Origin of the sequence: Streptomyces telluris, from assembly GCF_024519335.1 — a bacterium.
GTDB lineage: Bacteria > Actinomycetota > Actinomycetes > Streptomycetales > Streptomycetaceae > Streptomyces > Streptomyces telluris.
In genome coordinates this window covers 1-26833 of record NZ_JANIID010000060.1, presented here as the reverse complement: position 1 = coordinate 26833, position 26833 = coordinate 1, and the positions used below count along the sequence as shown (strand labels likewise).

Sequence of the window (26833 nt, the reverse complement as noted above, 5' to 3'; positions counted from 1 at the left end):
AACAAGATCGAGAACGCGATCGCCGAGGTCTTCGACCTCCGCCCCGCCGCGATCATCCGCGACCTCGACCTGCTGCGTCCGATCTACGCGCAGACCGCCGCGTACGGCCACTTCGGCCGAGAACTCCCGGACTTCACCTGGGAACGCACCGACCGCGTCGCCGCCCTGAAGAAGGCCGCAGGGGCGTGATCAGCCGAGCCGCAGGCAAGGAGAGAGCTCCCGTGCGCATCGCAGTCACCGGTTCGATAGCCACCGACCACCTGATGGTCTTCCCCGGACGCTTCGCCGACCAGCTCATCACCGAGCAGCTCGACAAGGTGTCCCTGTCCTTCCTCGTCGACCACCTCGAAGTCCGCAGGGGCGGCGTGGCGGCCAACATCTCCTTCGGCCTGGGCCGCCTCGGCCTGCGCCCGGTGCTCGTCGGCGCGGCCGGCGTCGACTTCGCCGAGTACGAGGCATGGTTGCGCGCCGGCGGCGTGGACACCGGATCGGTCCGGGTCAGCGAGACCCTGCACACGGCCCGCTTCGTCTGCACCACGGACGCCGACCAGAACCAGATCGCCACCTTCTACGCCGGGGCCATGGCCGAGGCCCGCGAGATCGACCTGGCCGAGGTGGCCCGGCGCACCGGGCGGCTCGACCTCGCCCTCGTCGGCGCGGACGACCCGGCCGCCATGCTCCGGCACACGGCCGCCGCCCACCGCCTGGGCGCCGCGGTCGCGGCCGACCCGTCCCAGCAGCTGGCCCGGCTCGACGCGGACCAGACCCGGTCGCTCGTGGACGGCGCCCGCTTCCTGTTCACCAACGAGTACGAGGCCGCGCTGCTCAAGGAGCGGACGGGCTGGACCGCGCAGCAGGTGCTGGGCCGCGTCGGCATGTGGATCACCACGCTCGGGGCCGACGGCGCGGTGCTCGCCCGGGCCGGCGAGGACCCCGTGCCCGTCCCCGCGGTCCCGGCGGGCACGATCGCCGACCCGACGGGCGCCGGGGACGCGTTCCGCTCCGGTTTCCTCGCCGGAACCGCCTGGGGCTGGACGGCCGAACGGGCCACCCAGCTCGGCTGCACCCTGGCCACCACCGTCCTGGAGTCCACCGGCACCCAGGAGTACAAGCTCGTGCCCGCGGACCTCGTGGGCCGCGCCGCCGACGCCTACGGGCCGGCCGCGGCCGCCGACCTGGAACTGCGGCTGGCGGGGATGTGAGAAGGGCTCTCCGGCCCGCGCGACGTGCGCGGGCCGGAGAGCCTTTCAGCGTGCCGCTGCCGTCGGCAGGAAGAGCAATTCACGGAACGGCGGGCACCTCTCTCAGAAGGAGGGACGGTCCGCCGGTCCGGCGGTGCCGTCCGGAACAGGCGACGGCGGCGACGGCGGAAACCGGCGTCGGCACGTCGTGCACGGAGAAACCGCCCGGCGCCGCCCCCTGCACCGCACCGGCGTGTTCGGCGCCGGACAGCCTGGCCAGCGCCTTGCGCCGGACCCGCTCCCGGGCGGCCGCCGCGGACGCGGGCCCCTCGACCCGCTCCAGCGCCAGACAGAGCCGGATCCCGGCGGAGAGCCCGAGCACCCAGGCGTCAGCGGACCAGACGAGGTCCAGGACCAAGGGCGTCGCGCCCGTCCCCGCGTCGTCCTCCGGCGCGTCCTCCCGCAGGCCCCGCCCCGTGGACATCCACATCCCGGCGGACATGTCGATCGTCTCCGGTGCGGCCCCCACGAGTTCGGCCAGCACCCGCCGCGCGCCGGCGCGGGCCGCCGCGAAGCCGCGGCGCTCCGCCGGGCGCGTGATGCGGGCGCACCGGATCTTCTCCTCGCGCGACAGCAGCGCGATGTCGCCGATCGCGTCCGCGCGGCGCCCGCCCGGGCGGCCCGCGTCGCAGAACCACACGTGCACTTCGTCCCTCGCGGGGAGTGTGCGATTCACAGTGCCTCCTCCCGCCCCGTCCGGCGAAGCCGAGAAGCGGAGCCGGTTACTCAAAGAGCAGAGACGGTTACCTGCCGACGAATCCCATTCCTTTTCGGAAAGGCCACCGGTAGGGTCTGTGAAGGCCGAAAGAACGGTCGACGGGGGAGGATGTCGGATCAGATGACCGGGACAGCCCTGCGGATTTCCGTGAATGGAATGTTTCCGCAGTGCGAAGCCGTCCCCACCACCGGGCCTACCAGGGCTGACTCTGCCAGATGATGTCGTCGGTGCCGTCCTGGCCTGCCCTGGAGCCTCCCCCGAGCCCCCCGGCAATGCCGACCGCGGCCATGAATGCAGAAATAGCAAAATTAAACTTCACGCCGATTCCCCCCGGTTATGCAGTGGCGTTCCGGACGCCACCTCCCGTTACCCCCACGGTGCCCCGGAAACCGGACCGGGCGCCATAAGCGCCCTATGGCGAGAAGTCGTCAGCGAGTTCTCTTCACCCTCCACCGAGCCGACGATTGAGAAGAAAATGGACAAAATCGCTACAGAGGCGCCCCTCTCGCCTCTCGGTGACCTCCATGTACTGCTCTACCGCATGGCCCTCGAACACGGCCGGCTCCGGCCGCGGGACGCGGCGCTCCACCTGGACGTACCCGGAGCCGAGGTCTGCGCCGCGGTGGCGGAACTCTCCCGGCTGCACCTGCTCCACCCCGCCGAGGACGCTCCGGACGCGGCCCGGCCCGCGGGGTCGGCGGCCTGCGACAGCGACACCGCGTACGCCCCCCGCAGCCCCGACGTCGCGGCCACCCACGTCACCGGCCCGATCGAGTCGCAGATCCAGCAACTCCACCGCGAGTCCGAGCGGATGAGCAGTCACGTCCTGGCGATGAAGCCGGTCTTCGAGGAGTCCTGGCACGGCCACTTCACCCGGACCCCCATCGAGTACCTGACCACCCTCGACGCCGTCCGGGCCGCCCTCGCGCGGCTGTCCGCCGCCGCCCGCGTCGAAGTCGCCGCCGCCCACCCCGACCTGCCGGCCCCCGCCACCCTGGAGGAGGGCCTGCAGCGCACCACCGAGGCGATCGGCCGCGGCGTGCTCCTGCGCACCGTCTACCCCCACTCGGTGCTCTCCCACGCGTACATGCGCCAGCACCTGAGCAGGATGGTGGCGCTCGGCGCCCGGGTCCGCACCACGGCCCACGTGCCCGACCGGGTGCTCTTCTTCGACGCCACCACGGCCGTCCTCGCCGACCACGGCAGCTCCTCGGACGGCGGCAAGGGCGCGCTCGCCGTCCGGGACCCCTCGCTCGTGCGCTTCCTCTACCGCTCCTGGGAGAGCGCCTGGGAGTCCGCGCGGCCGTTCGCCGGGGAGAGCGACGACGGCTCCGCCAAGGACGAACTGCGCCGCTCCGTCCTCGAACTCCTGGAGTCAGGGATGAAGGACGAGGTGGCGGCCCGCAGGCTCGCGATGTCCGTCACCACCTACCGGCGGCACGTCACCGAACTGCTCACCGAGCTCGGCGCACAGAGCCGTTTCCAGGCGGGAAGCTACGCCCGCCGCGCCGGCCTGCTGAACGGCTGACACGCGGCACATGCCCGCGGCAACGCCCGGCGCCACCCCATGAAAAAATCCCCTCCGGCCTGCGTTTCCGCAGGTCAGAGGGGATTGTTTGTGGAGCCTAGGGGAGTCGAACCCCTGACATCTGCCATGCAAAGACAGCGCTCTACCAACTGAGCTAAGGCCCCGTCGCCGACCAGACTACCCGGTGCCCGCGCTCTTTTCCGACCGGGTATCGCCGGGGCCCAGCACTCTCCGTAGGATGCACCGCAAGATTCGCTGCAGCGAAGCGAAGGGGAGAGCGAGATGGACGCAGCACAGCAGGAAGCCACCGCGCGCGCACGGGAGCTGCAGCGGAGCTGGTACGGGGAGCCTCTGGGGGCGCTCTTCCGCCGTCTCATCGACGACCTCGGCCTCAATCAGGCCCGTCTCGCCTCCGTGCTCGGCCTGTCCGCGCCGATGCTCTCGCAGCTGATGAGCGGCCAGCGCGCGAAGATCGGCAACCCCGCGGTGGTCCAGCGGGTGCAGGCCCTGCAGGAGCTCTCCAGCCAGGTCGCGGACGGCACCGTGAGCGCCGCGGAGGCCGCGGACCGGATGGAGGAGGTCAAGAAGAGCTCGGGCGGCTCAGTCCTCAACTCCACGCAGACGACGGCCAGCAGCGGCGCGCCGACCGTCCGCCGGGTGGTCCGCGAGATCCAGTCGCTGCTGCGCTCCGTGGCCGGCGCGGGCGACATCATCGAGGCCGCGCAGAGCCTCGCCCCCACCCACCCCGAACTGGCCGAATTCCTGCGGGTGTACGGCGCCGGGCGGACCGCCGAGGCGGTCGCGCACTACGAGGCCCACCAGAGCTGACCGCGCGCACGCGATGGGTGAGCTCTTCGCCGGGCGTTACGAGCTGGTGGACCCGATCGGCCGGGGCGGCGTGGGGGCCGTCTGGCGGGCCTGGGACCGGCGCCGCCGCCGCTACGTGGCGGCCAAGGTCCTCCAGCAGAGCGACGCCCACACCCTGCTGAGGTTCGTCCGCGAGCAGGGGTTACGGATCGACCACCCCCACGTGGTCGCACCGATGAGCTGGGCTGCCGACGACGACAAGGTGCTGTTCACCATGGACGTGGTGAGCGGCGGCTCCCTCGCCCATCTCATCGGCGACTACGGGCCCTTGCCGCCGCACTACGTGTGCGTCCTGCTGGACCAGCTGCTCTCCGGCCTCGCCGCGGTGCACGCCGAAGGCGTGGTGCACCGGGACATCAAGCCCGCCAACGTCCTGCTGGAGGCCACCGGCACCGGCCGGCCCCACGTACGGCTCTCCGACTTCGGCATCGCCATGCGCAAGGGGGAACCGCGCCTGACCGACGCCAACTACGTGATGGGCACCCCCGGTTATTTCGCACCGGAGCAAATGCTGGGCGAAGAGCCCGATTTCCCGGCCGACCTCTATGCGGTCGGCCTGACGGCGCTGTACCTCCTCACGGGCCGCAAGCCCGACGCCGAGGCGCTCATGGAGCGCTTCGCCGAGCACGGCACGCCCTGCGCCCCGGAAGAGGTCCCCGAGCCCCTCTGGCACGTCATTGCGGGCCTCCTGCAGCCCGAGCCGGGGCTGCGCTTCCGTACGGCCACAGGGGCGCGCAAGGCCCTTGCCGCGGCCGTGGAGATGATGGACGACCCCGCCGATGCCGAGGAACCCATCGAGGTTTTCGACCAGCTCGGCCCGCTGCCCGCGGGGTTCGGCCCGGAGGGCCCGGCGCACGCGCCCGTCCCGGTCCCGCCGCCCCTGCCGGCCTATCCGCCCCTGCCGCCGGCCCGGCTGCCGCGGCTTCCGGCCCGGCTCCCTCCAGCGCAGCTCGCGCCCGCGCAGCCCATGCCGCCGGCCACGCGCGCGTACACGGCGGCACGGCCCGTACGGCACCGCATACGGCAGCCGGGACCGCCCGTGAAGGTGGCCGTGCCGGTGCTGATCGTGGCGCTGCTCTGCCTGGGAATCGGCATCTGGGCGCTCAACGCCGCATAGGTTGCTTTCGCAACTCAATTATTTGCAGTCGAAAACTTCAGGGTGGCCGAAAACAGCAGGGCCCCGGCCGTGTCGGCCGGGGCCCTGCTCAGGACTCGTTTTTGTCTCACACACCCGAACCTGCGGGCACGGAGTCGGTCGCCTCCGTCCACAGGTCCTGCTCGGCGCGATCCGCCTGGATCTGGCGGTACACGAGGAGCCCGCCGATGGCGGCCAGTGCGACCAGGAGGAGCTTCTTCACCGCGCGACCTCGTCTTTCCTTGACGTAAGGGGACCTCTGGTGGCCGATGATACACACCGGCCGATACCGATCGGTGACCTGTGCGGCGTCCCGTCCGCGATCCGGCCGCGGGCCCAACTGCCCGTCCTGCGAAAACAGATCGGCCCGGGCGGAGAAATCTCCGACCGGGCCGATCGTGCGGTGGGGCTAACAGGACTTGAACCTGTGGCCTCTTCCTTATCAGGGAAGCGCTCTAACCGTCTGAGCTATAGCCCCTCGCGACACCGAAAGATTAGCGCACTCGGGGCCCAGTCCCAAAATCCTGTCGGACCGGGCCCCGGCCGGCGCTATTCGTCCTCGGCCAGCGTGAGCTCCACACCGCCCACGAAACCCGCCGAGAGGTTGTAGATGAAGGACCCCAGCGTGGCCAGCGCGGTGGCCAGGACCACGTTGATCACGGCGATGACCGACGTGAAGAGCAGGGTGTGCGGCAGCGACAGGAACGACTGCAGGTCGAAGCCGCCGCCGTCGCTGGAGCTCGTGGCGTCGCTGATCGTGCCGCCGACGGTCGAGAAGACGCCCATGGCGTCCATGACCGTCCACAGCACGGCGGAGGCCACGATCGTGCACACGCCCAGCGCGATCGAGAGCAGGAAGCTGACCTTCATCACCGACCACGGGTCGGCCTTGGCCACCCGCAGCCGTGCCGTACGCGTACGCGGCTCCGGACGGCCCGCGGGACGCGGGACGGAGCCCGCCGCACCACCGGTGCGGGCGGCGCCCTGAGGGGCCGCGGGACGCGGGACGGAGCCCGCCGCCCCACCGGGCTTCCCGGCCCCCTGCGGGGCCGCCTGGGGCGCCTGGGAGCCCTTGGCGGGGGCGCCCTTCTTCAGGGCGCCCGCAGGGGCCTTGGAGCCGTCCTGGCCGGGGATCCGGGGCGGGGCCTTGACGGCGTTGCGCGGGTCGGCCGAAGCGGCCTTCGCCGAGCCTTTCGCCGCCGGCTTGCCCCCGTTGTTCCCGGCCTTCGCGCTCTCAGCGTCGTCTGCCACGGATGCAGCCTTCCCGGCCTCGGCGGCCTTCACGTCTGCGGACTGCGCGGCCTTGGAGTTCGCGGCCTTTCCGGCCTTCGCAGCCCCGGCCGGCTTCCCGGCGTCGCCGGACCCGGCGGCCTCACCCTCCGGCTCGGCGCCGACGGAACCGGCCGGCGGCTCGTACGCCTTCGGCGGGTGGTACGGCTCCGGCTTGCGGGTGTCCGTCAACGTCCCCCCTCGGGAGTCCGCGTCCGCGCCGGGGCCACGGGCGCCGGCCTCATCGGTAGCAGGTGCGGCGGTAGTGCTGCGCTCGGCACCTGCACCGCTTGCCGCGGCGCCCGTGGCTCGACTCACGACTTACTCCTCGATGTTCCCTGCCGGGGCGGATGCGCCCTCGGCACCCTCAGCTCCGTCGCCCTCGACTGCATCGGCCGGCTCATCGACCTCTTCAGCCTCGCGACCGGCTTCGGCGTTCCGTGCGATACCCACAACGGCATCGCGCTTGCCCAAGTTGATCAGCTGGACGCCCATGGTGTCACGGCCCGTCTCCCTGACCTCGCTGACCCGCGTACGGATCACGCCGCCGCTGAGCGTAATGGCAAGGATCTCGTCGGTCTCCTCGACCACCAGCGCACCGACCAGCGAGCCACGATCCTCCACGATCTTGGCCGCCTTGATACCGAGGCCGCCGCGGCCCTGAACGCGGTACTCGTCCACGTTCGACCGCTTCGCGTAACCGCCGTCGGTGGCGGTGAAGACGAACGTCCCCGGGCGCACGACGCTCATGGAGAGCAGCTCGTCGCCCTCGCGGAAGCTCATGCCCTTGACGCCGGAGGTGGCCCGGCCCATCGGACGGAGCGCTTCATCCGTAGCGGTGAAACGGATCGACTGGGCCTTCTTGCTGATCAGCAGCAGGTCGTCCGCGGCGGAGACCAGCTCGGCACCGATCAGCTCGTCCTCGGCGCCGCTCTCCGTCTCGCGCAGGTTGATGGCGATGACGCCGCCGGACCGCGGGGAGTCGTAGTCCTTGAGCGGGGTCTTCTTCACCAGGCCCGACTTGGTGGCGAGCACCAGGTACGGCGCGACGTCGTAGTCGCGGACGGCGAGGATCTGGGCGATCTTCTCGTCCGGCTGGAAGGCCAGCAGGTTGGCCACGTGCTGGCCGCGGGCGTCACGGCCGGCGTCCGGCAGCTCGTAGGCCTTGGCGCGGTAGACCCGGCCCTTGTTCGTGAAGAACAGCAGCCAGTGGTGGGTGGTGGAGACGAAGAAGTGGTCGACGATGTCGTCTTCCTTGAGCTTCGTGCCCCGCACGCCCTTGCCGCCGCGCTTCTGCGAGCGGTAGTCGTCGGTCTTGGTGCGCTTGACGTAGCCGCCGCGGGAGATCGTGACGACGATGTCCTCCTCGGCGATCAGGTCCTCGATGGACATGTCACCGTCGAAGGGCACCAGCGCGGAGCGCCGGTCCTCGCCGAACTTCTCGACGATCGCCGTGAGTTCCTCGCTGATGATCTGGCGCTGGCGCTCGGGCGAGGCGAGGATCGCGTTGTACTCGTTGATCTTCGCCTGGAGCTCGTCGTGCTCCGCCACGATCTTCTGGCGCTCCAGGGCGGCCAGGCGGCGCAGCTGCATCTCCAGGATCGCGTTGGCCTGGATCTCGTCGATCTGCAGCAGGCCCATCAGGCCCTCGCGGGCGATGTCGACGGTCTGGCTGCGCCGGATGAGCGCGATGACCTCGTCGATGGCGTCCAGGGCCTTGAGCAGACCGCGCAGGATGTGGGCGCGCTCCTCGGCCTTGCGCAGCCGGAAGCGGGTGCGCCGGACGATGACCTCGATCTGGTGCGTCACCCAGTTGCGGATGAACGCGTCCAGGGAGAGGGTGCGCGGCACGCCGTCCACCAGCGCCAGCATGTTGGCGCCGAAGTTCGTCTGCAGGTCGGTGTGCTTGTAGAGGTTGTTCAGCACGACCTTGGCGACCGCGTCCCGCTTGAGGACGATCACCAGGCGCTGGCCCGTGCGGGAGGAGGTCTCGTCGCGGACGTCGGCGATGCCGCCGATCCGGCCGTCCTTCACCAGGTCGGCGATCTTCTGCGCGAGGTTGTCCGGGTTGACCTGGTAGGGCAGCTCGGTGACCACCAGGCACTGGCGGCCCTGGATCTCCTCGACCTGGACCACCGCGCGCATCGTGATCGAGCCACGACCGGTGCGGTAGGCCTCCTCGATGCCCTTGCGGCCCACCACGAGGGCGCCGGTCGGGAAGTCGGGGCCCTTGATGCGCTCGACGAGCGCGTCCAGCAGCTCCTCGGCCGAGGCCTCGGGGTTGGCCAGGTACCACTGGGCGCCCTCGGCCACCTCGCGCAGGTTGTGCGGCGGGATGTTGGTGGCCATGCCGACCGCGATGCCGGCGGAACCGTTCACCAGCAGGTTGGGGATGCGCGACGGCAGGACCGTCGGCTCCTGGTTGCGGCCGTCGTAGTTGTCCTGGAAGTCGACGGTCTCCTCGTCGATGTCCCGGACCATCTCCATGGCCAGCGGCGCCATCTTGCACTCGGTGTAGCGCATGGCGGCGGCCGGGTCGTTGCCCGGGGAGCCGAAGTTGCCGTTGGAGTCCACCAGCGGCATCCGCATGGCCCAGGGCTGGGCGAGGCGGACGAGCGCGTCGTAAATGGAGGTGTCGCCGTGCGGGTGGTACGAACCCATGACGTCACCGACGACGCGGGCGCACTTGTAGAAGCCCTTCTCGGGCCGGTAGCCGCCGTCGTACATCGCGTAGAGCACGCGGCGGTGCACCGGCTTGAGGCCGTCGCGCACATCGGGCAGCGCACGCGAGACGATCACGCTCATCGCGTAGTCGAGGTAGGAGCGCTGCATCTCCGTCTCGAGCCCGACGGGCTCGACGCGCATGCCCACGCCCTCCAGCGGGGCGGGCGCGCCCTCGGGGGTCACCTCGGGCACGGGAGCGGTGGGGGTCTCAGGGGTCTCGTCGGCCATTGCTGTTCAAAGTCCTTTCGCGCTGCGGCTGTCTCGTGATGGGCCGACGGGCTCAGATGTCGAGGAAGCGGACGTCCTTGGCGTTGCGCTGGATGAAGGAGCGCCGGGCCTCGACGTCCTCTCCCATGAGCACCGAGAACAGGTCGTCCGCCTGCGCGGCGTCGTCCAGGGTGACCTGGCCGAGAACGCGGTGGTCGATGTCCATGGTGGTCACGCGCAGCTCCTCGGCGTTCATCTCACCGAGACCCTTGAAGCGCTGGACCGAGTCGTCCTTGATCCGCTTGCCGTTCTCGCGGCCGAGCTGGATCAGGGCGTCGCGCTCGCGGTCGGAGTAGGCGTACTCGAAGTCGTCCCGGCCCCACTTGATCTTGTAGAGCGGGGGACGGGAGAGGTAGACGTGCCCGGCCTCGACCAGCGGACGCATAAAGCGGAAGAGGAAGGTGAGCAGCAGGGTGTTGATGTGCTGACCGTCGACGTCGGCGTCCGCCATCAGGATGATCTTGTGATAGCGGAGCTTCGCGATGTCGAAGTCCTCGTGCACACCGGTGCCGAAGGCGGAGATCAGCGCCTGGATCTCCTGGTTCTGCAGGATCTTGTCGATCCGCGCCTTCTCCACGTTCAGGATCTTGCCGCGGATCGGGAGGATCGCCTGGTACTGCGGGTTCCGGCCGGACTTGGCCGAGCCGCCGGCGGAGTCACCCTCGACGATGAAGATCTCGCACTTGGTCGGGTCGTTCGACTGGCAGTCGGACAGCTTGCCCGGCAGCGACGCCGTCTCCAGCAGGCCCTTGCGACGGGTGAGGTCGCGCGCCTTGCGGGCCGCCACACGGGCGGTGGCCGCCTGGATGGACTTGCGGATGATGTCCGCGGCCTCGTTCGGGTTGCGGTCCAGCCAGTCCGTCAGCTGCTCGTGGACGACCTTCTGCACGAAGGTCTTGGCCTCGGTGTTGCCCAGCTTGGTCTTGGTCTGGCCCTCGAACTGCGGCTCGCCCAGCTTGACGGAGATGATCGCCGTCAGACCCTCGCGGATGTCGTCGCCCGTGAGGTTGTCGTCCTTCTCGCGGAGCAGCTTCTTGTCGCGCGCATAGCGGTTGATCAGACCGGTGAGCGCCGCGCGGAAGCCCTCCTCGTGCGTACCGCCCTCATGGGTGTGGATGGTGTTGGCGAAGCTGTAGACACCCTCGGTGTATTGGGAGTTCCACTGCATCGCGACCTCGACGGAGAGCATCCGCTCCTTGTCCTCGGCCTCGAAGTCGATCACCGACGGGTGAATGACCTCGCCCTTGCGCGAGTTGAGGTAGCGGACGAAGTCGGAGATGCCGCCCTCGTAGTGGTAGCGGACGTTGAGGGGCTTGCCCTCCTCGTCCACGTGGGCCGGGCGCTCGTCCGTCAGCGAGATGGTCAGGCCCCGGTTGAGGAACGCCATCTCCTGGAAGCGCCGCGAGAGCGTCTCGAAGGAGTACTCGGTGGTCTCGAAGATGTCACCGTCGGCCCAGAAGGTGACCGAGGTGCCGTGCTCGTCGGTCGCCTCGTTCTGCTGCAGCGGGGCGGTCGGGACGCCGAGCTTGTAGTCCTGGGTCCACCGGAAGCCGTCGGTCTTCACCTCGACCGCGACGCGCGTCGACAGCGCGTTGACGACCGAGACGCCGACGCCGTGCAGACCACCGGAGACCGCGTAGCCGCCGCCGCCGAACTTGCCGCCCGCGTGCAGGACGGTCAGGACGACCTCGACGGCGGGCTTGCCCTCGGAGGGCACGATGCCGACCGGGATGCCACGGCCGTTGTCCACGACGCGCACGCCGCCGTCGGACAGGATCGTCACGTCGATGGTGTCCGCGTGGCCCGCGAGGGCCTCGTCGACGGAGTTGTCCACGACCTCGTACACGAGGTGGTGCAGGCCGCGCTCACCGGTCGAGCCGATGTACATGCCGGGCCGCTTGCGGACGGCGTCCAGACCCTCCAGGACGGTGATCGCACTGGCGTCGTAGGACGCGGATGCGCCCCCCGCGGGTGCGGTCTCCGCCGCGCCGTCCGTGGAAGGGGTGGTGTTCTCGTTGGGGTTGCCGGAATCGGCCACGAAGCGCCCTTTCTGGCACAGCACAGGCCATCCCCGACTGCGGCGGGGAGACCCCACCCGAGGCAGGCAGGAGCGGCTGCGTCGTTCTGCGTTGGTCGACGAGTCCCGCGAGCCGGCGGGATTGCCACCAGTCTACCGGTAGCGCTGACATGAATGGGGGTTTGGCGGTGCCTGAGCCTGCACGTGCCGCCCTGAACCGGCATCAGCCGACTCCCTATATGTGGACCCGGGCTCCAAGAGGCTCACAGCGGCACTCAGCGCTTCGGGCTGTCAACCGCCCGCTACCGTGAGCGGGGTCTCAGCGCCGGCCCCGGCGCACCCCCCGTCGCACCGCATCACCCCAGGTCACGCGGATCACCCGGCGCTCGGTTCCCACAGGAGCACCACAGACCTTCATCCGTCCCGCCGTCACCACCCGCGCCGGGCACGCCCGAGGCACGTGCGGGGCACATGCGGGGGCTCCCGGTCAGCGGCGCCGGGCAGCCGGCGTCAGCCGTACGTGTCCCCCGGGCCCGTGCTGCCCGGAGCGCGCAGCGAACCGTAGCGGCGGCCAGGGCCGCCGGGGCCCAGCACCTTGATCGTCCGCACGGTGCCGTGGCCGAGGTCGTCGTTGAGCCGGGCCACCAGCTGGGGGGCCAGCAGGCGCAGCTGCGTCGCCCACGCCGTCGAGTCGCACTGCACCGTCAGGACGTGGGAGTCCTCGTCGAAGTTCTGCGGCATGCAGTGCAGGGCCAGCGCATCGCCCACGATCTGCGGCCAGCGGCCCATCACCCCGCCCACCGCCGCGGGCTTCTCCCAGCCCCGCTCGGTGATCAGCCTGTTGATGGCGGCGCCCAGCGGCAGCGGGTCGCGGCCGTCGGCGCGCGCGCCGGAGCGCAGCACCCCGCCGCGGCGGACGTGCTTCTTCTGCTGGGCCGCGGCACCCCGCGCCTTCGCCTGCTCCTTGGCGGCGCGCAGTGCGACCCGCGCCAGGTCCACCCCGGACGGCTCGGGCGTCTTCGGCTGCTCCGCGGGCGTACTCATACGCGCTCGACCCTGCCTTCGGAGACCGCGTACCGGGCTCCGGTGAGAACCTCCGGAACGTCGTCGTCCACCGCGGCGGTCACCAGGACCTGCTCGCCGTGGGCCACCAGCTCCGCCAGCCGCTCGCGGCGCCGGGCGTCCAGCTCCGCGAAGACGTCGTCCAGCACGAGCACCGGCTCGTTGCCCTCGGAGCGCAGCAGCTCGTACGAGGCCAGGCGCAGCGCCAGCGCGTACGACCAGGACTCGCCGTGGCTCGCGTACCCCTTGGCGGGCAGCCGGCCGAGCTTGAGGAGGAGGTCGTCCCGGTGCGGGCCGACCAGCGTCACACCCCGCTCGATCTCCTGCTTGCGGGCTTCGGCGAGCGCCGCCAGCAGCGCCTCGTAGAGCTCCTCGCGGCTGCGCGCGCCCTCGATCGCGGCCGGCCCGCGGTACTCGAAGGACACCGGGCCGCCGCCGGGGGCCAGCTGCTCGTAGGCCTTGTCGGCCAGCGGCCGCAGCTCGTCGATCAGGTCGAGGCGGCGGGCCAGCAGCTCGGCGCCGGCGCGGGCCAGGTGCTGGTCCCAGATGTCGAGCGTGGACAGATCGAGGCCACGGCCGCCGTGCCGGCGGGCCATCGCCGCGCTCTTGAGGAGGGTGTTGCGCTGCTTGAGGACCCGCTCGTAGTCGGAGCGGACGCCCGCCATGCGCGGGGAGCGCGCGGTGATCAGCTCGTCCAGGAAGCGGCGGCGCTCACCGGGGTCGCCCTTGATCAGGGCCAGGTCCTCCGGGGCGAACAGCACCGTCCGCACGATGCCGAGCACATCACGCGGCCTGACCTGGGACGACCGGTTGATCCGGGCGCGGTTGGCCTTGCCGGGGTTGAGCTCCAGCTCTATCAGCTGCTGCCGCTCGCCCTGGACGACGGCGGCGCGCACGACGGCGCGGTCGGCGCCCATCCGGACCAGGGGGGCGTCCGAGGAGACCCGGTGGCTGCCGAGGGTGGCCAGATAGCCGATCGCCTCGACGAGATTGGTCTTGCCCTGGCCGTTGGGTCCCACGAACGCCGTGACGCCCGGGTCGAGAGGGACCTCGACCCGGGCGTACGAGCGGAAGTCGGCCAGCGACAGATGCGAGACATGCATGGTGCGCCGACCTCTTCCGCTGTGTACTGCTCGTCCTGCTGGTGATGCTGTTACTGCTGTGGTGCTCGTACTGCTGTGATGCGGGGTGCTACTTGCTCTCGACCGCGTGGCCGCCGAACTGGTTGCGCAGCGCGGCGATCATCTTCATCTGCGGGGAGTCGTCCTGGCGGGACGCGAAGCGGGCGAAGAGCGACGCGGTGATCGCGGGCAGCGGCACGGCGTTGTCGATCGCGGCCTCGACCGTCCAGCGGCCCTCGCCGGAGTCGGCCGCGTAGCCGCGCAGCTTGTCGAGGTGCTCGTCCTCGTCGAGGGCGTTGACCGCCAGGTCCAGCAGCCAGGAACGGATGACCGTGCCCTCCTGCCAGCTGCGGAAGACCTCGCGCACGTCGGTGACGGAGTCGACCTTCTCCAGCAGCTCCCAGCCCTCGGCGTAGGCCTGCATCATGGCGTACTCGATGCCGTTGTGGACCATCTTGGCGAAGTGGCCGGCGCCGACCTTGCCCGCGTGCACGGAGCCGAAGTCGCCCTCGGGCTTGAGCGCGTCGAAGACCGGCTGGACGCGGGCGACGTTCGCGGCGTCGCCGCCGTACATCAGCGCGTAGCCGTTCTCCAGGCCCCAGACGCCGCCGGAGACGCCGCAGTCGACGAAGCCGATGCCCTTGGCGCCCAGCTCCTCGGCGTGCTTCTCGTCGTCCGTCCAGCGGGAGTTGCCGCCGTCGACGACGACGTCGCCCGGGGAGAGCAGCTCACCGAGCTCGTCGATGGTGGCCTGCGTCGGCGCGCCGGCCGGGACCATGACCCATACGACGCGCGGCCCCTGGAGGGAGTCCACCAGCTCCTTGAGGCTGCTGACATCCGCGAGGTCCGGGTTGCGGTCGTATCCGATGACGGTGTGGCCTGCGCGGCGGATGCGCTCGCGCATGTTGCCGCCCATCTTGCCGAGACCGACGAGACCGAGCTCCATGGGTGATCCTCTATGCCTTGAGTGGGTTCGTACCTGGGTCCGAGCCTACGCCGGGGAGGCGCTGCACACCTGTGGGGCGGGGGCGCTCAAAGGGTGAGTGCCCCCGCCGGGGCCGGTCCCGTCGGGGGGCGTCAGCCCGAGAGCCGCACCGGCATGATCAGGTACTTGTACGCGTCGTCCGCCTCGGCGTCGAGCGCGGGCTTGCCGCTCAGCAGCGCCGGCTTCGTCGACGTCGTGAAGGACAGCTGGGCGACCGGCGAGTCGATCGCCGACAGACCCTCCAGCAGGAAGCCGGGGTTGAACGCGATCGAGATGTCGTCGCCCTCGAGCGCGGCGTCGACGCGCTCCACAGCCTGTGCATCGTCGCTGGAGCCGGCCTCCAGGATCAGCACGCCCTGCTCGAAGCTGAGGCGCACCGGGGTGTTGCGCTCGGCGACCAGCGCGACGCGCTTGACGGCCTCGACGAACGGGGCGGTCTCGATCACGGCGACGGAGTTGAACTCGGTCGGGAAGAGCGTGCGGTACTTCGGCAGGTCGCCCTCGAGCAGGCGCGTGGTGGTGCGGCGGCCGGCGCCCTCGAAGCCGATCAGACCCTCGCCCTTGCCGGAGCCGGCCAGGGCGATCGAGACGGAGTCGCCGCCGCTGAGGGACTTGGCGGTGTCCAGCAGGGTCTTGGCGGGCACCAGGGCGACGGCGGAGATGTCCGGCGTCTCGGGCTTCCACATGAACTCGCGGACCGCGAAGCGGTAGCGGTCGGTGGAGGCCAGGGTGACGGTGTCGCCCTCGATCTCGATGCGGACACCGGTGAGCACCGGCAGCGTGTCGTCGCGGCCGGCGGCGATGGCGACCTGGGCGGCAGCGGCGGCGAAGACCTCGGCCGGGACGGTGCCCGTGGCCGTGGGCATCTGGGGCAGGGCCGGGTACTCCTCCACAGGCAGGGTGTGGAGTGTGAATCGCGAGGAGCCGCAGACCACGGTGACGCGCACACCGTCGGTGGAGATTTCCACAGGCCTGTTGGGAAGTGCGCGGCAGATGTCGGCGAGGAGGCGGCCGGAGACGAGGACGGTGCCGTCCTCCTCCACATCGGCGTCGACCGAGACGCGGGCCGAGACCTCGTAGTCGAAGCCGGAGAGGCTGAGGGAGCCCTCCTCGGCCTTCAGCAGAAGGCCCGCGAGGACGGGCACCGGCGGACGGGCCGGGAGGCTGCGGGCCGCCCAGGCCACTGCCTCCGCGAGTACATCGCGCTCCACCCGGATCTTCACCGGAAACCGCCTCCTGCTTGTTGCTGGCTCGCCCTGCTGGCTTCTTCGTCGGCTGCTTGCCGGAGACCAGTCTGACGCACACCGCTGACAGCTGGTGCGTCTCGGGGTCAAGTCGGGTCGGAGGGCGTGGCGCGGTCCGCGGCCGAGTTGTGCACAGGACCCACTTCGAAACGAGTTCCCCGCTTGATCTCTGTGGTCGTAGTAGTAGGGCCTGTGGAAACGGTGGACAACCGTCTTTGCCCAGGTCAACGCCGGTTTTTTGTCCACCGGGCCTGTGGGTGGGGGCGGTGGATAAGCGGGGTGTTCTGTGGACCGCGGGAAGTTCTGCACAACCGGTGCACAGGCAGGGCGCACTTCTCCCCAGGGCTGTCCCCAGTTTTACCCAGGTTCCCCACAGCCCAACCCGGCACCTTGGTGTGACGCCTTTCACTCGGTGCGGTGAGCCCGGGCGTTTCGTTGCCGAACAGTGGACAGGGGTGTGGAAAGGCTGTGTACAACATCCACCGGCCTGTGGGCCGCCGGTGGACAACGCTCATGCGGCCTTGTGGGTGAATCCGTTGTCCACAGGCTGTGGAATCCCGTCGGCCACAAATCCACACGCCGCTGACCTCGCCTGATGGACTATCAACAGCCTCCTCTGTGGACAGCGTCTGGACAACTTCGCAGTCCCCAGCGTGTGGACAGCCGGTCGGCAAGGAATCTGTGGAGAACCCCGGGTACGCCGCGCGGAATCGAACAGAGCCGTCCACGGCTGTGGACGCCCGGCGCCTCCCGGAAGCCTCCCGGAAGCCTCCGAGCCGCCTCCGAAACCCCTCCGGCACGCCCCCGGGACCGCGAAAAGGGCGCTCCGGGAAGCGTCCCGAAGCGCCCTCAGGCGGTTCTCGCGGCTCTCGTCAGCCGTTCTTGATGCGGTTCGTCAGCTCGGTCACCTGGTTGTAGATGGAGCGCCGCTCGGCCATCAGCGCACGGATCTTCCGGTCCGCGTGCATCACCGTCGTGTGGTCGCGGCCGCCGAACTGCGCCCCGATCTTCGGCAGCGACAGGTCCGTGAGCTCACGGCAGAGGTACATCGCGATCTGGCGCGCCGTCACCAGCACGCGGCTGCGCGAGGCCCCGCACAGGTCCTCCACGGTGTGCCCGAAGTAGTCGGCGGTCGCCGCCATGATGGCCGGCGCCGTGATCTCCGGCGAGGCGTCCTCGCCGCCCGGGATCAGATCCTTGAGGACGATCTCGGTCAGGCCCAGGTCGACGGGCTGGCGGTTCAGGCTCGCGAAGGCCGTCACCCGGATCAGCGCGCCCTCCAGCTCGCGGATGTTGCGCGAGATGCGGGAGGCGATGAACTCCAGGACCTCCGGCGGCGCGTTGAGCTGCTCCTGCACCGCCTTCTTGCGCAGGATCGCGATCCGGGTCTCCAGCTCCGGCGGCTGGACGTCCGTGATCAGGCCCCACTCGAAGCGGTTGCGCAGCCGGTCCTCCAGGGTCACCAGCTGCTTGGGCGGCCGGTCCGAGGACAGCACGATCTGCTTGTTGGCGTTGTGGAGCGTGTTGAAGGTGTGGAAGAACTCCTCCTGCGTCGACTCCTTGCTCGCCAGGAACTGGATGTCGTCGACCAGCAGGATGTCCATGTCGCGGTAGCGCTTGCGGAACGCGTCCGCCTTGCCGTCGCGGATGGAGTTGATGAACTCGTTGGTGAACTCCTCGGAGCTCACGTAGCGCACGCGCGTGCCCGGGTAGAGGCTGCGCGCGTAGTGCCCGATGGCGTGCAGCAGGTGGGTCTTCCCCAGGCCCGACTCGCCGTAGATGAAGAGGGGGTTGTACGCCTTCGCCGGCGCCTCGGCCACCGCTACCGCGGCCGCGTGCGCGAAGCGGTTGGACGCTCCGATGACGAAGGTGTCGAAGAGGTACTTGGGGTTCAGCCGGGCGGTCGGCTCGCCGGGGCCCGAAGCCGGGGAGGGCTTGGCCGCGAGCGGGCCGGGGGCGCCGCCGGGCACGGGCCGCTCGCCGCGCTCGCCGCCGCGCGGGTGGCTCTCGGGCAGATCGCGGCGCTGCTGCTCGTACGGCATGCGCTCGGGCGGCTGCGAGCGGTAGTCGGAAGGCTGGTCGTAGGCGCCCTGCTGGTCGTACGAGCCGGGCTGGTCGTACGGCTGCTGCTCGTAGGAGCCGGCGGAGTGCTGCGAGGCGTACGGGTCGCGTTCGCCCTCGGCGAAGCCGCCGAGGCGCTGCTGCTGCCAGCTGTAGTCGTTCCTGTCGCCCCGGTCACCGCGCTCGCCCGGAGGCGGCACCGGGGGCCCGGAGGGGGCCGAGTGGCGCGGCCAGGCGCCGGGCTCGGGGCGCTGCTGCTGGTAGTCCGGGTAGGCCGGGCGCACGGACGGCAGGTCGTCGGAGGGCGCCGGGCGGCCGTAGCTCTCGCGGCCCTCGTAGGCGCCGCCGTCGTAGCCCTCGTAGCCGTCACGGCTCTCGTAGGCGTCGCGGCCCTGGCCGCCGGCCCGGCCCGCGGGCTCCTCGTAGCGGGGCGGCTGCGGGGCCTGGGGGCGCTCGGCGGGGGGCTCGCCCGCGGAATCGTCGACGGTGATCGCGATCCGGATGGGGCGGCCGCACTCGCGGCTGAGCGTCTCGCTGACGATGGGGGCCAGCCGGCCCTCCAGTACGCCCTTGGCGAATTCATTCGGCACGGCCAGCAGGGCGGTGTCCGCGACGAGGGCCAGCGGCTGGCACCGCTTGATCCAGTGCTCGTCCTTGGACTCGACGCCCTGGCCGCGCTTGTCCCGGCCCTCGCCCAGGAGCTGGTCGAGCACGCGCGGCCACACTGCGGCAAGATCGGCAGGCAGGTCAGCCACAGGGCACGCTCTCTCAGTCACTGGGGGCGCCCCGCGAGTCCCACGAATGTGTGGTTCTCGGGACGGGCGGGAAGGATTCGGAGTTCAGCCACGGTAGTCAGGCCGCGGTGCGTGGTTCAAGTCGTTGTCCACAGGGTGTGTACAAATGTGCCATGGGGCGGGGCGTGTCGTCCCACCGGCCCGCGGCGGGCTACGGTGTATCCCTGGTGCGCTCCCGGTTTGACCGAATGGCGTAGCCGCGCGTACCGTGACCAGGTCGAGTTGTCGATGGCTGCTGCCGCCTGCCTCCGATGGGCAAAGGTCGTGTCGAGTATCTGATGCGGTCATGAAGCGGTGCCACTCGGGCGTTGCGAGCTTCTCGTGGGCGCACGGTGACAGCCAGGCGATGTCCCGCCACCACCGATTCATTTCTGGAGCCCCCGAGTGAGCAAGCGCACCTTCCAGCCGAACAACCGCCGCCGCGCGAAGACCCACGGCTTCCGCCTGCGCATGCGCACCCGTGCCGGCCGCGCGATTCTCGCGTCCCGCCGTGGCAAGGGTCGCGCCCGCCTGTCGGCCTGAGCAGCCTGACCAATAGGTCCATGCCGTGCTGCCTACCGACAATCGGCTGAGGCGGCGCGAGGACTTTGCGACCGCGGTGCGCCGAGGACGCAGGGCCGGGCGCCCGCTCCTCGTCGTCCACCTCCGTAGCGGTACAACGGACCCGCACACACCCGGGGAGATTGCTCCCCCGGTGCGTGCGGGTTTCGTCGTCAGCAAGGCCGTCGGCGTCGCCGTAGTCCGCAATCTGGTGAAGCGCAGGCTTCGCCACCTGATGCGTGACCGGCTCGATCAGCTGCCCGCCGGTAGCCTGGTGGTGGTACGGGCCCTGCCCGGCTCGGGCGAGGCGGACCACGATGAGCTGGCCCGCGATCTTGACACCGCACTGCAGCGGCTGTTGGGAGGGGCGCCGCGCCGTTCCGATCCCCCCGAGGACACCCCTCGGGACCTTGGCCGAAGCCAGGGAGGGAGCGCACGGTGAAGTATCCGCTGCTGTGGCTGATCAAGCTCTATCAGTGGACCATCAGCCCACTCCTGGGCCCGGTCTGCAAGTACTACCCGTCGTGCTCGCACTATGGCTACACCGCCATTGACGTGCACGGCGCGGTCAAAGGAACGGCGCTCACGGCCTGGCGCATCCTGCGCTGCAATCCGTGGTCGCTCGGTGGCGTCGACCACGTACCTCCCCGGAAGCGTCCGGTCTGGCACCAGCGGCTGAGGAGCCGACTGGGCGGGAACCCCGCCTCGGGGCCTGCCGCACAGCCCGAGACTCAGCCCAACGCCCAAGGAGCCTGATTCGTGGACACGATCCTCGGTCCTCTCTATTACGCAGTTTCCTGGATCATCGTCCAGTTCCACTCGCTGTACAGCCTCGTCTTCGACGAGGACAGCGGCTGGGCGTGGGGTCTGTCCATCGTCTCCCTGGTGGTCCTGATCCGTATCTGCCTGATCCCGCTCTTCGTGAAGCAGATCAAGGCCACGCGGAACATGCAGGCGCTCCAGCCGAAGATGAAGGCGATCCAGGAGCGCTACAAGAGCGACAAGCAGCGCCAGTCCGAAGAGATGATGAAGCTCTACAAGGAGACGGGCACCAACCCTCTCTCGAGCTGCCTTCCGATCCTGGCCCAGTCGCCCTTCTTCATCTCGCTGTACCAGGTCCTGAACCACATCGCGCAGGGCAAGACGGTCGGTGTCATCGACGAGCAGCTGCTGGCCAGCGCGCGTGAGGCGCACATCTTCGGCGCCCCGCTGTCGGTGACCTTCCTGTCCTCCGCGGAGAAGGTCGAGTCCTTCGGCGCCACGCTGATGGACGTCCGCATCGTCACGGTCGTCATGATCGTTCTGATGTCGCTGTCGCAGTTCTACACGCAGCGCCAGCTGATGACGAAGAACGTCGACCTCTCGGTGAAGACGCCGTTCATGCAGCAGCAGAAGATGCTGATGTACGTCTTCCCGATCATCTTCGCCGTCCTCGGCATCAACTTCCCCGTCGGTGTCCTCGTCTACTGGCTGACCACCAACGTGTGGACCATGGGCCAGCAGATGTTCATCATCCGCCGCAACCCCACTCCGGGCAGCGTCGCCTTCAAGCAGCGCCAGGAGCGCCTGCGGGCCAAGGGCAAGCTCAAGGAGGACCCGGCCGAGGTCGAGGCCAGGAAGGCCGTCGAGGCCGCGCGCGCCAACCGCCAGCAGCCCAAGCGCCAGACCAAGGCCAAGCGTCAGGTCGCCGGGACCACCGCCACGACGGACTCCACCGAGCAGAAGCCCTCGCTCGAGAAGAAGCAGGGCACGGACGCCGGGGAAGCCAAGGACGCCAAGGGCGGGAAGCCCGGGCAGGCCGGCGGCGGATCCAAGTCCGGGCAGCGCAAGAGCGGCCCGCAGCGGCCCAAGCACCCCTCCAAGAAGTAATGAAGGAGTCCACCGTGACGGACACGCAGCGCCAGACCAGCGGTGTCGCCGCCGAGGGCACCGACACCCTGTCCCGCCTGGAGCAGGAGGGCGAGATCGCGGCCGACTACCTCGAGGGTCTGCTGGACATCGCCGACCTCGACGGCGACATCGACATGGATGTCGAGGCCGACCGCGCCGCGGTGTCGATCATCAGCGACTCGACCAGCCGTGACCTGCAGAAGCTGGTCGGCCGCGACGGCGAGGTGCTGGAGGCGCTCCAGGAGCTCACCCGTCTGGCCGTGAACCGGGAGACCGGCGACCGCAGCCGCCTCATGCTGGACATCGCCGGCTTCCGCGCCCGCAAGCGCGAGGAGCTCGCGAAGGTGGGCGCCCAGGCGGCCGCCGAGGCCCGCAGCACCGGTGCCGCGGTCAAGCTGGACCCGATGACGCCCTTCGAGCGCAAGGTCGTCCACGACGCCGTCGCCGCCGCGGGTCTGCGCAGCGAGTCCGAGGGCGAGGAGCCCCAGCGCTTCGTCGTCGTCCTCCCCGCCTGAGCCGCAGCTCTCTGAGCGGTTCCCTCTCGGATTCTCGATCCCACTTCTAGGTGTGTCCGGCCCCGTCTGCTCGCAGGCGGGGCCGATCCTTGTCAGCCTGATATTCAGACTCTGAATTCTCAGTGATTCTCAGAGAGACGTCGTACGGAAGGACGGTTTCCCGTGGATGAGGCAGCGGAGCTCCCCCCGGCGCCCCCGGAGGCCCGGGAGGTTTTCGGTGACCGCCTGCCGGAGGCCGTTCGGTACGCCGAGGTGCTCGCGGACGCGGGCGTGCGGCGTGGTCTCATCGGTCCCCGCGAGGTTCCGCGGCTGTGGGAGCGGCACCTGCTGAACTGCGCGGTGCTCGCCGAGGCCGTCCCGGACGGCGTCTCCGTGTGCGACGTGGGCTCGGGCGCCGGGCTGCCGGGCATCCCGCTGGCCCTGGTCCGGCCGGACCTGCAGATCACGCTGCTGGAGCCGCTGCTCCGCCGTACGACCTTCCTCCAGGAGGTCGTGGAGCTGCTGGGCCTGGACCACGTCACCGTCGTCCGCGGCCGCGCCGAGGAGATGCTCGGCAAGGTGCAGCCGGTGCACGTCGTCACCGCACGGGCCGTGGCCCCGCTGGACCGGCTGGCGGGCTGGGGCGTGCCCCTGCTGCGGCCGTACGGCGAGATGCTCGCCCTCAAGGGCGACACCGCGGAGGAGGAGCTCAAGGGCGCCCGTGCGGCGCTCAGCAAGCTCGGCGTCGTGCGGACCTCGGTGCTCCAGGTCGGCCAGGGCGTGGTGGACCCGCCGTCCACCGTGGTCCGGGTCGAGGTGGGGGAGAGCCCGGGCGGTGTGCGCTTCGCCGCCAAGCGCGCCAAGGCCGCGGGGCGGTCGCGCCGCCGGCGCTGAGGTCACCCTGGGGGAGCAGGGGAATGCTCCATACAACCTGCCAAACCTATCCGTAGCGGAGTGTCGCCGCCGGGCGGCAGAGCGTGCGCTGCATCGTGTTTCACGTGAAACGACGCTCCTTGCTGCAGGGAATCATCGACCGGGGCCGCGCGGTTGTACCGCGCGGCCAGCGGACGACCGAGCACACCGATGCATCCACAGGAATGCTGGATTCATCCACAGGAGAACGGGCCTCGCTGGTTCGCAACCCCGAAAGCATGGCAGGCTCTGTCCATCGCGAGCCTGATGTCGAGGAGAGTGAATCCTTGCGGTCCGACGCCAATATCGCGGGGCCGATGGCCGACCCGGTCCCCGGCCCCCGCCCCGCCGAGTCCGAATCCGGGTTGGAGCTTGTTTCCCGTGCTGCGGACTCTCGGGGGACAACCCCCGAACCCCCGGCCGACGCCCTGAGCTCGGTTTCACGTGAAACACCCCCTCCCCCGATGCCCAGGCCGGAACAGACCCGGGTCATGGTGGTCGCCAACCAGAAGGGCGGCGTGGGCAAGACCACGACGACCGTGAACCTGGCGGCCTCGCTGGCGCTCCACGGCAACCGTGTGCTGGTCATCGACCTCGACCCCCAGGGCAACGCCTCGACGGCTCTGGGCATCGACCACCACGCCGAGGTGCCGTCGATCTACGACGTCCTGGTGGACAGCAGGAAGCTCGCCGACGTGGTGCAGCCGGTCGTCGACGTGGAGGGGCTCTTCTGCGCGCCCGCCACGATCGACCTGGCAGGTGCCGAGATCGAGCTGGTCTCGCTCGTCGCCCGCGAGAGCCGGCTGGACCGCGCGATCAAGGCCTATGAGCAGCCGCTGGACTACATCCTGATCGACTGCCCGCCCTCGCTCGGCCTGCTGACGGTCAACGCCCTGGTCGCGGGCGCGGAGGTGCTGATCCCCATCCAGTGCGAGTACTACGCCCTGGAGGGCCTCGGCCAGCTGCTGCGCAACGTCGAGCTGGTGCGCGGGCACCTCAACCCCCAGCTCCACGTCTCGACGATCCTGCTGACGATGTACGACGGGCGGACCCGGCTGGCCTCCCAGGTGGCCGAGGAAGTGCGCACCCACTTCGGCCACGAGGTGCTGCGGACCAGCATCCCCCGCTCCGTCCGGATCTCCGAAGCGCCCAGCTACGGACAGACGGTTCTGACGTACGACCCGGGCTCCAGCGGAGCGCTCTCCTATCTGGAGGCGGCCCGGGAGATCGCGCTGCGGGGGGTCGGCGTACGTTACGACGGCAGTAGGGCTCACCTGGTGGGCCGCCAGCAACAGCAAGACCAGCACAGCATGTCGGAGGGGCTGCAGTGAGCGATCGACGTAGAGGACTGGGCCGTGGGCTCGGTGCCCTGATTCCAGCGGCGCCGAAGGCATCGGAGAGCGCCGGCCCCGCCGGGGGGCCCGATGCCACGTCCCCCACCGCGGTACCGGTACTCACGCCGGAGCGGGGGGTGGCAGCGTCCAAGGTGACCACGCTGCCGGTGAAGGACTTCACCGTTTCACGTGAAACGGATGCAGAGGTGCTGCGCGCCGAGGCCCTGGCCGAGGCGCCGGTGGAGGCGGTGGCCGGGGCGCACTTCGCCGAGCTGCCGCTGGATGCCATCAAGCCCAACCCGAAGCAGCCGCGGGCGTACTTCGACCAGGACGCGCTCGACGAGCTGATCCACTCCATCCGTGAGGTGGGACTGCTCCAGCCCGTCGTGGTCCGGCGTCTGGGCCCCGAGCGCTATGAGCTCATCATGGGCGAGCGGCGCTGGCGGGCCTGCCGGGAGGCCGGCCTGGAGCGGATCCCCGCCATCGTCCGGGCGACCGAAGACGACAAGCTGCTGCTCGACGCGCTGCTGGAGAACCTCCACCGGGCTCAGCTGAACCCCCTTGAGGAGGCTGCCGCCTACGACCAGCTCCTCAAGGACTTCAACTGCACGCACGACGAGCTGGCCGGCCGGATCGGGCGCTCGCGCTCGATGGTGACCAACACGCTGCGGCTGCTGAAGCTGGCGCCGGAGGTGCAGAACAAGGTCGCTTCCGGTGTGCTGATGGCCGGTCACGCCCGCGCTCTGGTCGGGGTGACCGACCCCGAGGAGCAGGTGAAGCTCGCCACGCGGATCGTGGCCGAGGGGCTGTCGGTGCGCACGGTCGAAGAGACCGTGAAGACGATGGACCCGGAGAAGCGCCGCTCCTCCAAGCCCAAGGGCCCCCGCGCCGGCGCCCGGGTCTCCCCGGCGCTGACCGACCTGGCCACCCGACTGTCGGACCGCTTCGAGACCCGGGTGAAGGTCGACCTCGGGCAGAAGAAGGGCAAGATCGTCGTCGAGTTCGCCTCGATGGAGGACCTGGAGCGCATCCTGGGCACGCTCGCCCCGGGCGAGGGCCGGGTGATAGAGCAGAAGCTCTCTCACGAGGACGAGGACTGACAGCGGACGAGGACTGACAGCAGGGGCTGACAGCGCGGTCCGGAGACAGGGCCGAGCCGCACCGCACCTCAGGGCGGGTTGTGTTTCACGTGGAACACAACCCGCCCTTTGCCTTGTCCTGCTGTTCGCTCAATCCACGCACGGATACGATGCGTTGGGGTATGGCGCAACCACGTTGACACTGTTCGCGGAGGGGCGGGGCCATGCGATGGGTGAGCCGGACCGGACTGGTGGCAACAGGCTTCGGCCTGGGAGCAGTCGGCGGATTCGTCGGCAGCTTCCTCCAGGAGCGCAGTGCGCTGAGCGCCGCCCGGAGTACGGCAGCACGCTACGGAAGTGAGGAAATGGCTCCATGGGGCGTCGGCTCGTACCGCTCACGCTGGACAACCTCCCGGACCTCCCCCGGCGCTGTCGCTCCTGCGTCTTCTGGGAACTCGATCCGGTCAGCGGTGAAGCCGCGCTGAAGGCGGGCCGGCCCGAGCTGGAGAAGGAAGCCTGGATCTCCGGGGTCCTCCTGGAGTGGGGTTCCTGCGGCCGGGTGGCCTACGTCGACGAGGTCCCGGTGGGTTTTGTGCTCTACGCGCCGCCCGCCTATGTCCCCCGGTCCGCCGCCTTCTCCACCAGCCCTGTCGCCGCGGACGCGGTGCAGCTGATGACGGCATGGCTGACCCCGGGATTCCAGGGCCAGGGGCTGGGCCGGATGATGGTGCAGACCGCTGCGAAGGACGTCCTGCGGCGAGGGTTCAAAGCGATCGAGGCCTTCGCCGATGCGCGCTGGAAGGAACCGGCCTGTGTGCTCCCGGCCGATCACCTCCTGGCCGTCGGCTTCAAGACGGTGCGCCCGCACCCCCGCTATCCGCGGCTCCGGCTGGAGCTCAGGTCGGCGCTCTCCTGGAAGGAGGACGTCGAGCTCGCGCTGGACCGCCTGCTGGGTGCCGTGCAGAAGGAGCCGGCCCTGCGGCCGCTGTAGTCGTTGTTTCACGTGAAACGCCGGGCGGCCGGTGCGTTTCACGTGAAACACACCGGCCGCCCGGAGAGTGATCCTTGCGCGCGGACGAAGCCTGCGCGCGGATCCACGCCTCTGCGTGGATGACGCTTACGCGTGGATGAAGGTGCTCAGCTCGCGCTCCAGAGCCGCCTTCGGCTTGGCGCCGACGATGGTCTGAACGACCTCGCCGCCCTGGTAGACGTTGAGGGTCGGGATCGACATCACGCCGTACTTCGCGGCGGTGGCCGGGTTCTGGTCGATGTTGAGCTTGACGATCTCGATCTTCTCGCCGTACTCCGCAGCGATCGCCTCCAGGGAGGGGGCGATCTGGCGGCACGGACCGCACCACTCGGCCCAGAAGTCCACCAGCACGGGCTTGTCGCTCTTGAGGACGTCCTCGTCGAAGGACTTGTCGGTCACGGTCTTGAGAGCCACGGAGGTCTCCTTTTTCTTTCTGCGTGGGGCGGGGGGAGGAGGGGGTGGGTCAGGCGGTCTTCTCGGGCTCGCGCACGTGCTCGCTGTCCGAGAGGGAGGCGAGGAAG

General features: G+C 70.1%; 24 protein-coding genes, 2 tRNA genes and 1 pseudogene. 14 read left to right on the top strand and 13 right to left on the bottom strand.

What is annotated here, in order from left to right:
• Positions 1-189: methionine adenosyltransferase domain-containing protein (locus NQU55_RS35095; protein WP_256791798.1), on the top strand; the 189-nt coding region annotated here is incomplete at its 5' end.
• 32 nt (positions 190-221) lie between these two features.
• The gene (locus NQU55_RS35090; RefSeq protein WP_256791797.1) at positions 222-1202 is read left to right on the top strand and encodes a carbohydrate kinase family protein; all 981 of its coding nucleotides are present in this window, start codon (positions 222-224) and stop codon (positions 1200-1202) included.
• A gap of 79 nt (positions 1203-1281) precedes the next feature.
• Here the strand turns inward: NQU55_RS35090 and NQU55_RS35085 are convergent, their stop codons facing one another.
• Entirely contained in the window at positions 1282-1917 is a 636-nt protein-coding gene (locus NQU55_RS35085; RefSeq protein ID WP_256791796.1) for a hypothetical protein, read from the bottom strand.
• Between the two features lie 517 nt (positions 1918-2434).
• Here NQU55_RS35085 and NQU55_RS35080 point away from each other — a divergent pair.
• Positions 2435-3487 carry a helix-turn-helix domain-containing protein gene (locus NQU55_RS35080; protein ID WP_168094388.1) on the top strand — a complete coding sequence of 351 codons (1053 nt, stop codon included), beginning with the start codon at positions 2435-2437 and terminating at the stop codon, positions 3485-3487.
• 91 nt (positions 3488-3578) lie between these two features.
• Here NQU55_RS35080 and NQU55_RS35075 read toward each other — a convergent pair.
• Positions 3579-3651, bottom strand: a tRNA-Ala gene (locus tag NQU55_RS35075).
• 118 nt (positions 3652-3769) lie between these two features.
• On the opposite strand from NQU55_RS35075, the gene NQU55_RS35070 reads away from it, so the two are divergent.
• Entirely contained in the window at positions 3770-4315 is a 546-nt protein-coding gene (locus tag NQU55_RS35070) for a helix-turn-helix domain-containing protein (RefSeq protein WP_058045309.1), read from the top strand.
• Between the two features lie 13 nt (positions 4316-4328).
• Positions 4329-5471 carry a serine/threonine-protein kinase gene (locus NQU55_RS35065; RefSeq protein WP_168094387.1) on the top strand — a complete coding sequence of 381 codons (1143 nt, stop codon included), beginning with the start codon at positions 4329-4331 and terminating at the stop codon, positions 5469-5471.
• Between the two features lie 106 nt (positions 5472-5577).
• On the opposite strand, the gene NQU55_RS35060 is transcribed toward NQU55_RS35065, so the two are convergent.
• The 10 genes from NQU55_RS35060 to dnaA all read right to left on the bottom strand — a co-directional run bounded on the left by NQU55_RS35060 (position 5578) and on the right by dnaA (position 18994).
• Entirely contained in the window at positions 5578-5712 is a 135-nt protein-coding gene (locus NQU55_RS35060; protein WP_003958712.1) for a DLW-39 family protein, read from the bottom strand.
• A 181-nt stretch (positions 5713-5893) separates the two neighbouring features.
• Positions 5894-5967: transfer RNA gene (locus NQU55_RS35055), tRNA-Ile, on the bottom strand.
• A gap of 71 nt (positions 5968-6038) precedes the next feature.
• Positions 6039-6950 (bottom strand): DUF3566 domain-containing protein, encoded by a 912-nt coding sequence (locus NQU55_RS35050; RefSeq protein WP_168094386.1) that lies wholly within the window; start codon positions 6948-6950, stop codon positions 6039-6041.
• A 129-nt stretch (positions 6951-7079) separates the two neighbouring features.
• The gene (gene gyrA, locus NQU55_RS35045; protein ID WP_168094385.1) at positions 7080-9710 is read right to left on the bottom strand and encodes a DNA gyrase subunit A; all 2631 of its coding nucleotides are present in this window, start codon (positions 9708-9710) and stop codon (positions 7080-7082) included.
• Between the two features lie 52 nt (positions 9711-9762).
• On the bottom strand, positions 9763-11811 hold the full coding sequence (gene gyrB / locus NQU55_RS35040; RefSeq protein WP_256791795.1) for a DNA topoisomerase (ATP-hydrolyzing) subunit B: 2049 nt from the start codon (positions 11809-11811) through the stop codon (positions 9763-9765).
• Positions 11812-12276: 465 nt separating this feature from the next.
• Positions 12277-12810: a DciA family protein gene (locus NQU55_RS35035; RefSeq protein WP_168097080.1), complete on the bottom strand. Its 534-nt coding sequence runs from the start codon at positions 12808-12810 to the stop codon at positions 12277-12279.
• Positions 12807-13931, bottom strand: coding sequence for a DNA replication/repair protein RecF (recF, locus tag NQU55_RS35030; protein WP_058045314.1), 1125 nt, complete (start codon positions 13929-13931; stop codon positions 12807-12809). The genes NQU55_RS35035 and recF overlap by 4 nt, the downstream gene beginning before the upstream one ends.
• A gap of 88 nt (positions 13932-14019) precedes the next feature.
• Positions 14020-14895: a phosphogluconate dehydrogenase (NAD(+)-dependent, decarboxylating) gene (gene gnd / locus NQU55_RS35025; protein WP_168096818.1), complete on the bottom strand. Its 876-nt coding sequence runs from the start codon at positions 14893-14895 to the stop codon at positions 14020-14022.
• A 131-nt stretch (positions 14896-15026) separates the two neighbouring features.
• Entirely contained in the window at positions 15027-16157 is a 1131-nt protein-coding gene (gene dnaN / locus NQU55_RS35020; RefSeq protein WP_168097023.1) for a DNA polymerase III subunit beta, read from the bottom strand.
• Positions 16158-17050: 893 nt separating this feature from the next.
• Positions 17051-18994 (bottom strand): chromosomal replication initiator protein DnaA, encoded by a 1944-nt coding sequence (gene dnaA / locus NQU55_RS35015; RefSeq protein ID WP_168096688.1) that lies wholly within the window; start codon positions 18992-18994, stop codon positions 17051-17053.
• A 423-nt stretch (positions 18995-19417) separates the two neighbouring features.
• Here dnaA and rpmH point away from each other — a divergent pair, with 423 nt between their 5' ends.
• From rpmH to NQU55_RS34970, 9 genes and pseudogenes are all read left to right on the top strand, one after another.
• Complete coding sequence (gene rpmH / locus NQU55_RS35010; protein ID WP_003949374.1) at positions 19418-19555, top strand: 50S ribosomal protein L34; 138 nt, start codon at positions 19418-19420, stop codon at positions 19553-19555.
• Between the two features lie 25 nt (positions 19556-19580).
• Positions 19581-19949: pseudogene (gene rnpA, locus NQU55_RS35005) on the top strand (ribonuclease P protein component); the annotation flags it as partial.
• A gap of 62 nt (positions 19950-20011) precedes the next feature.
• Positions 20012-20329: a membrane protein insertion efficiency factor YidD gene (yidD, locus tag NQU55_RS35000; RefSeq protein ID WP_168097064.1), complete on the top strand. Its 318-nt coding sequence runs from the start codon at positions 20012-20014 to the stop codon at positions 20327-20329.
• Between the two features lie 3 nt (positions 20330-20332).
• Complete coding sequence (gene yidC / locus NQU55_RS34995) at positions 20333-21442, top strand: membrane protein insertase YidC (RefSeq protein WP_256791794.1); 1110 nt, start codon at positions 20333-20335, stop codon at positions 21440-21442.
• 14 nt (positions 21443-21456) lie between these two features.
• Positions 21457-21978: a Jag family protein gene (locus NQU55_RS34990; protein ID WP_246430412.1), complete on the top strand. Its 522-nt coding sequence runs from the start codon at positions 21457-21459 to the stop codon at positions 21976-21978.
• 162 nt (positions 21979-22140) lie between these two features.
• Positions 22141-22851, top strand: coding sequence for a 16S rRNA (guanine(527)-N(7))-methyltransferase RsmG (gene rsmG, locus NQU55_RS34985; RefSeq protein ID WP_058045322.1), 711 nt, complete (start codon positions 22141-22143; stop codon positions 22849-22851).
• A gap of 257 nt (positions 22852-23108) precedes the next feature.
• Positions 23109-24200 (top strand): ParA family protein, encoded by a 1092-nt coding sequence (locus tag NQU55_RS34980; RefSeq protein WP_168095376.1) that lies wholly within the window; start codon positions 23109-23111, stop codon positions 24198-24200.
• Positions 24197-25303 carry a ParB/RepB/Spo0J family partition protein gene (locus NQU55_RS34975; protein ID WP_168095375.1) on the top strand — a complete coding sequence of 369 codons (1107 nt, stop codon included), beginning with the start codon at positions 24197-24199 and terminating at the stop codon, positions 25301-25303. The genes NQU55_RS34980 and NQU55_RS34975 overlap by 4 nt, the downstream gene beginning before the upstream one ends.
• A gap of 352 nt (positions 25304-25655) precedes the next feature.
• Positions 25656-26273, top strand: a complete 618-nt coding sequence (locus NQU55_RS34970; RefSeq protein WP_168095374.1) for a GNAT family N-acetyltransferase — start codon at positions 25656-25658, stop codon at positions 26271-26273.
• A gap of 126 nt (positions 26274-26399) precedes the next feature.
• Here NQU55_RS34970 and trxA read toward each other — a convergent pair whose 3' ends face one another.
• Positions 26400-26726, bottom strand: a complete 327-nt coding sequence (gene trxA, locus NQU55_RS34965; RefSeq protein WP_168095373.1) for a thioredoxin — start codon at positions 26724-26726, stop codon at positions 26400-26402.
• Positions 26727-26833: the final 107 nt, after the last annotated feature.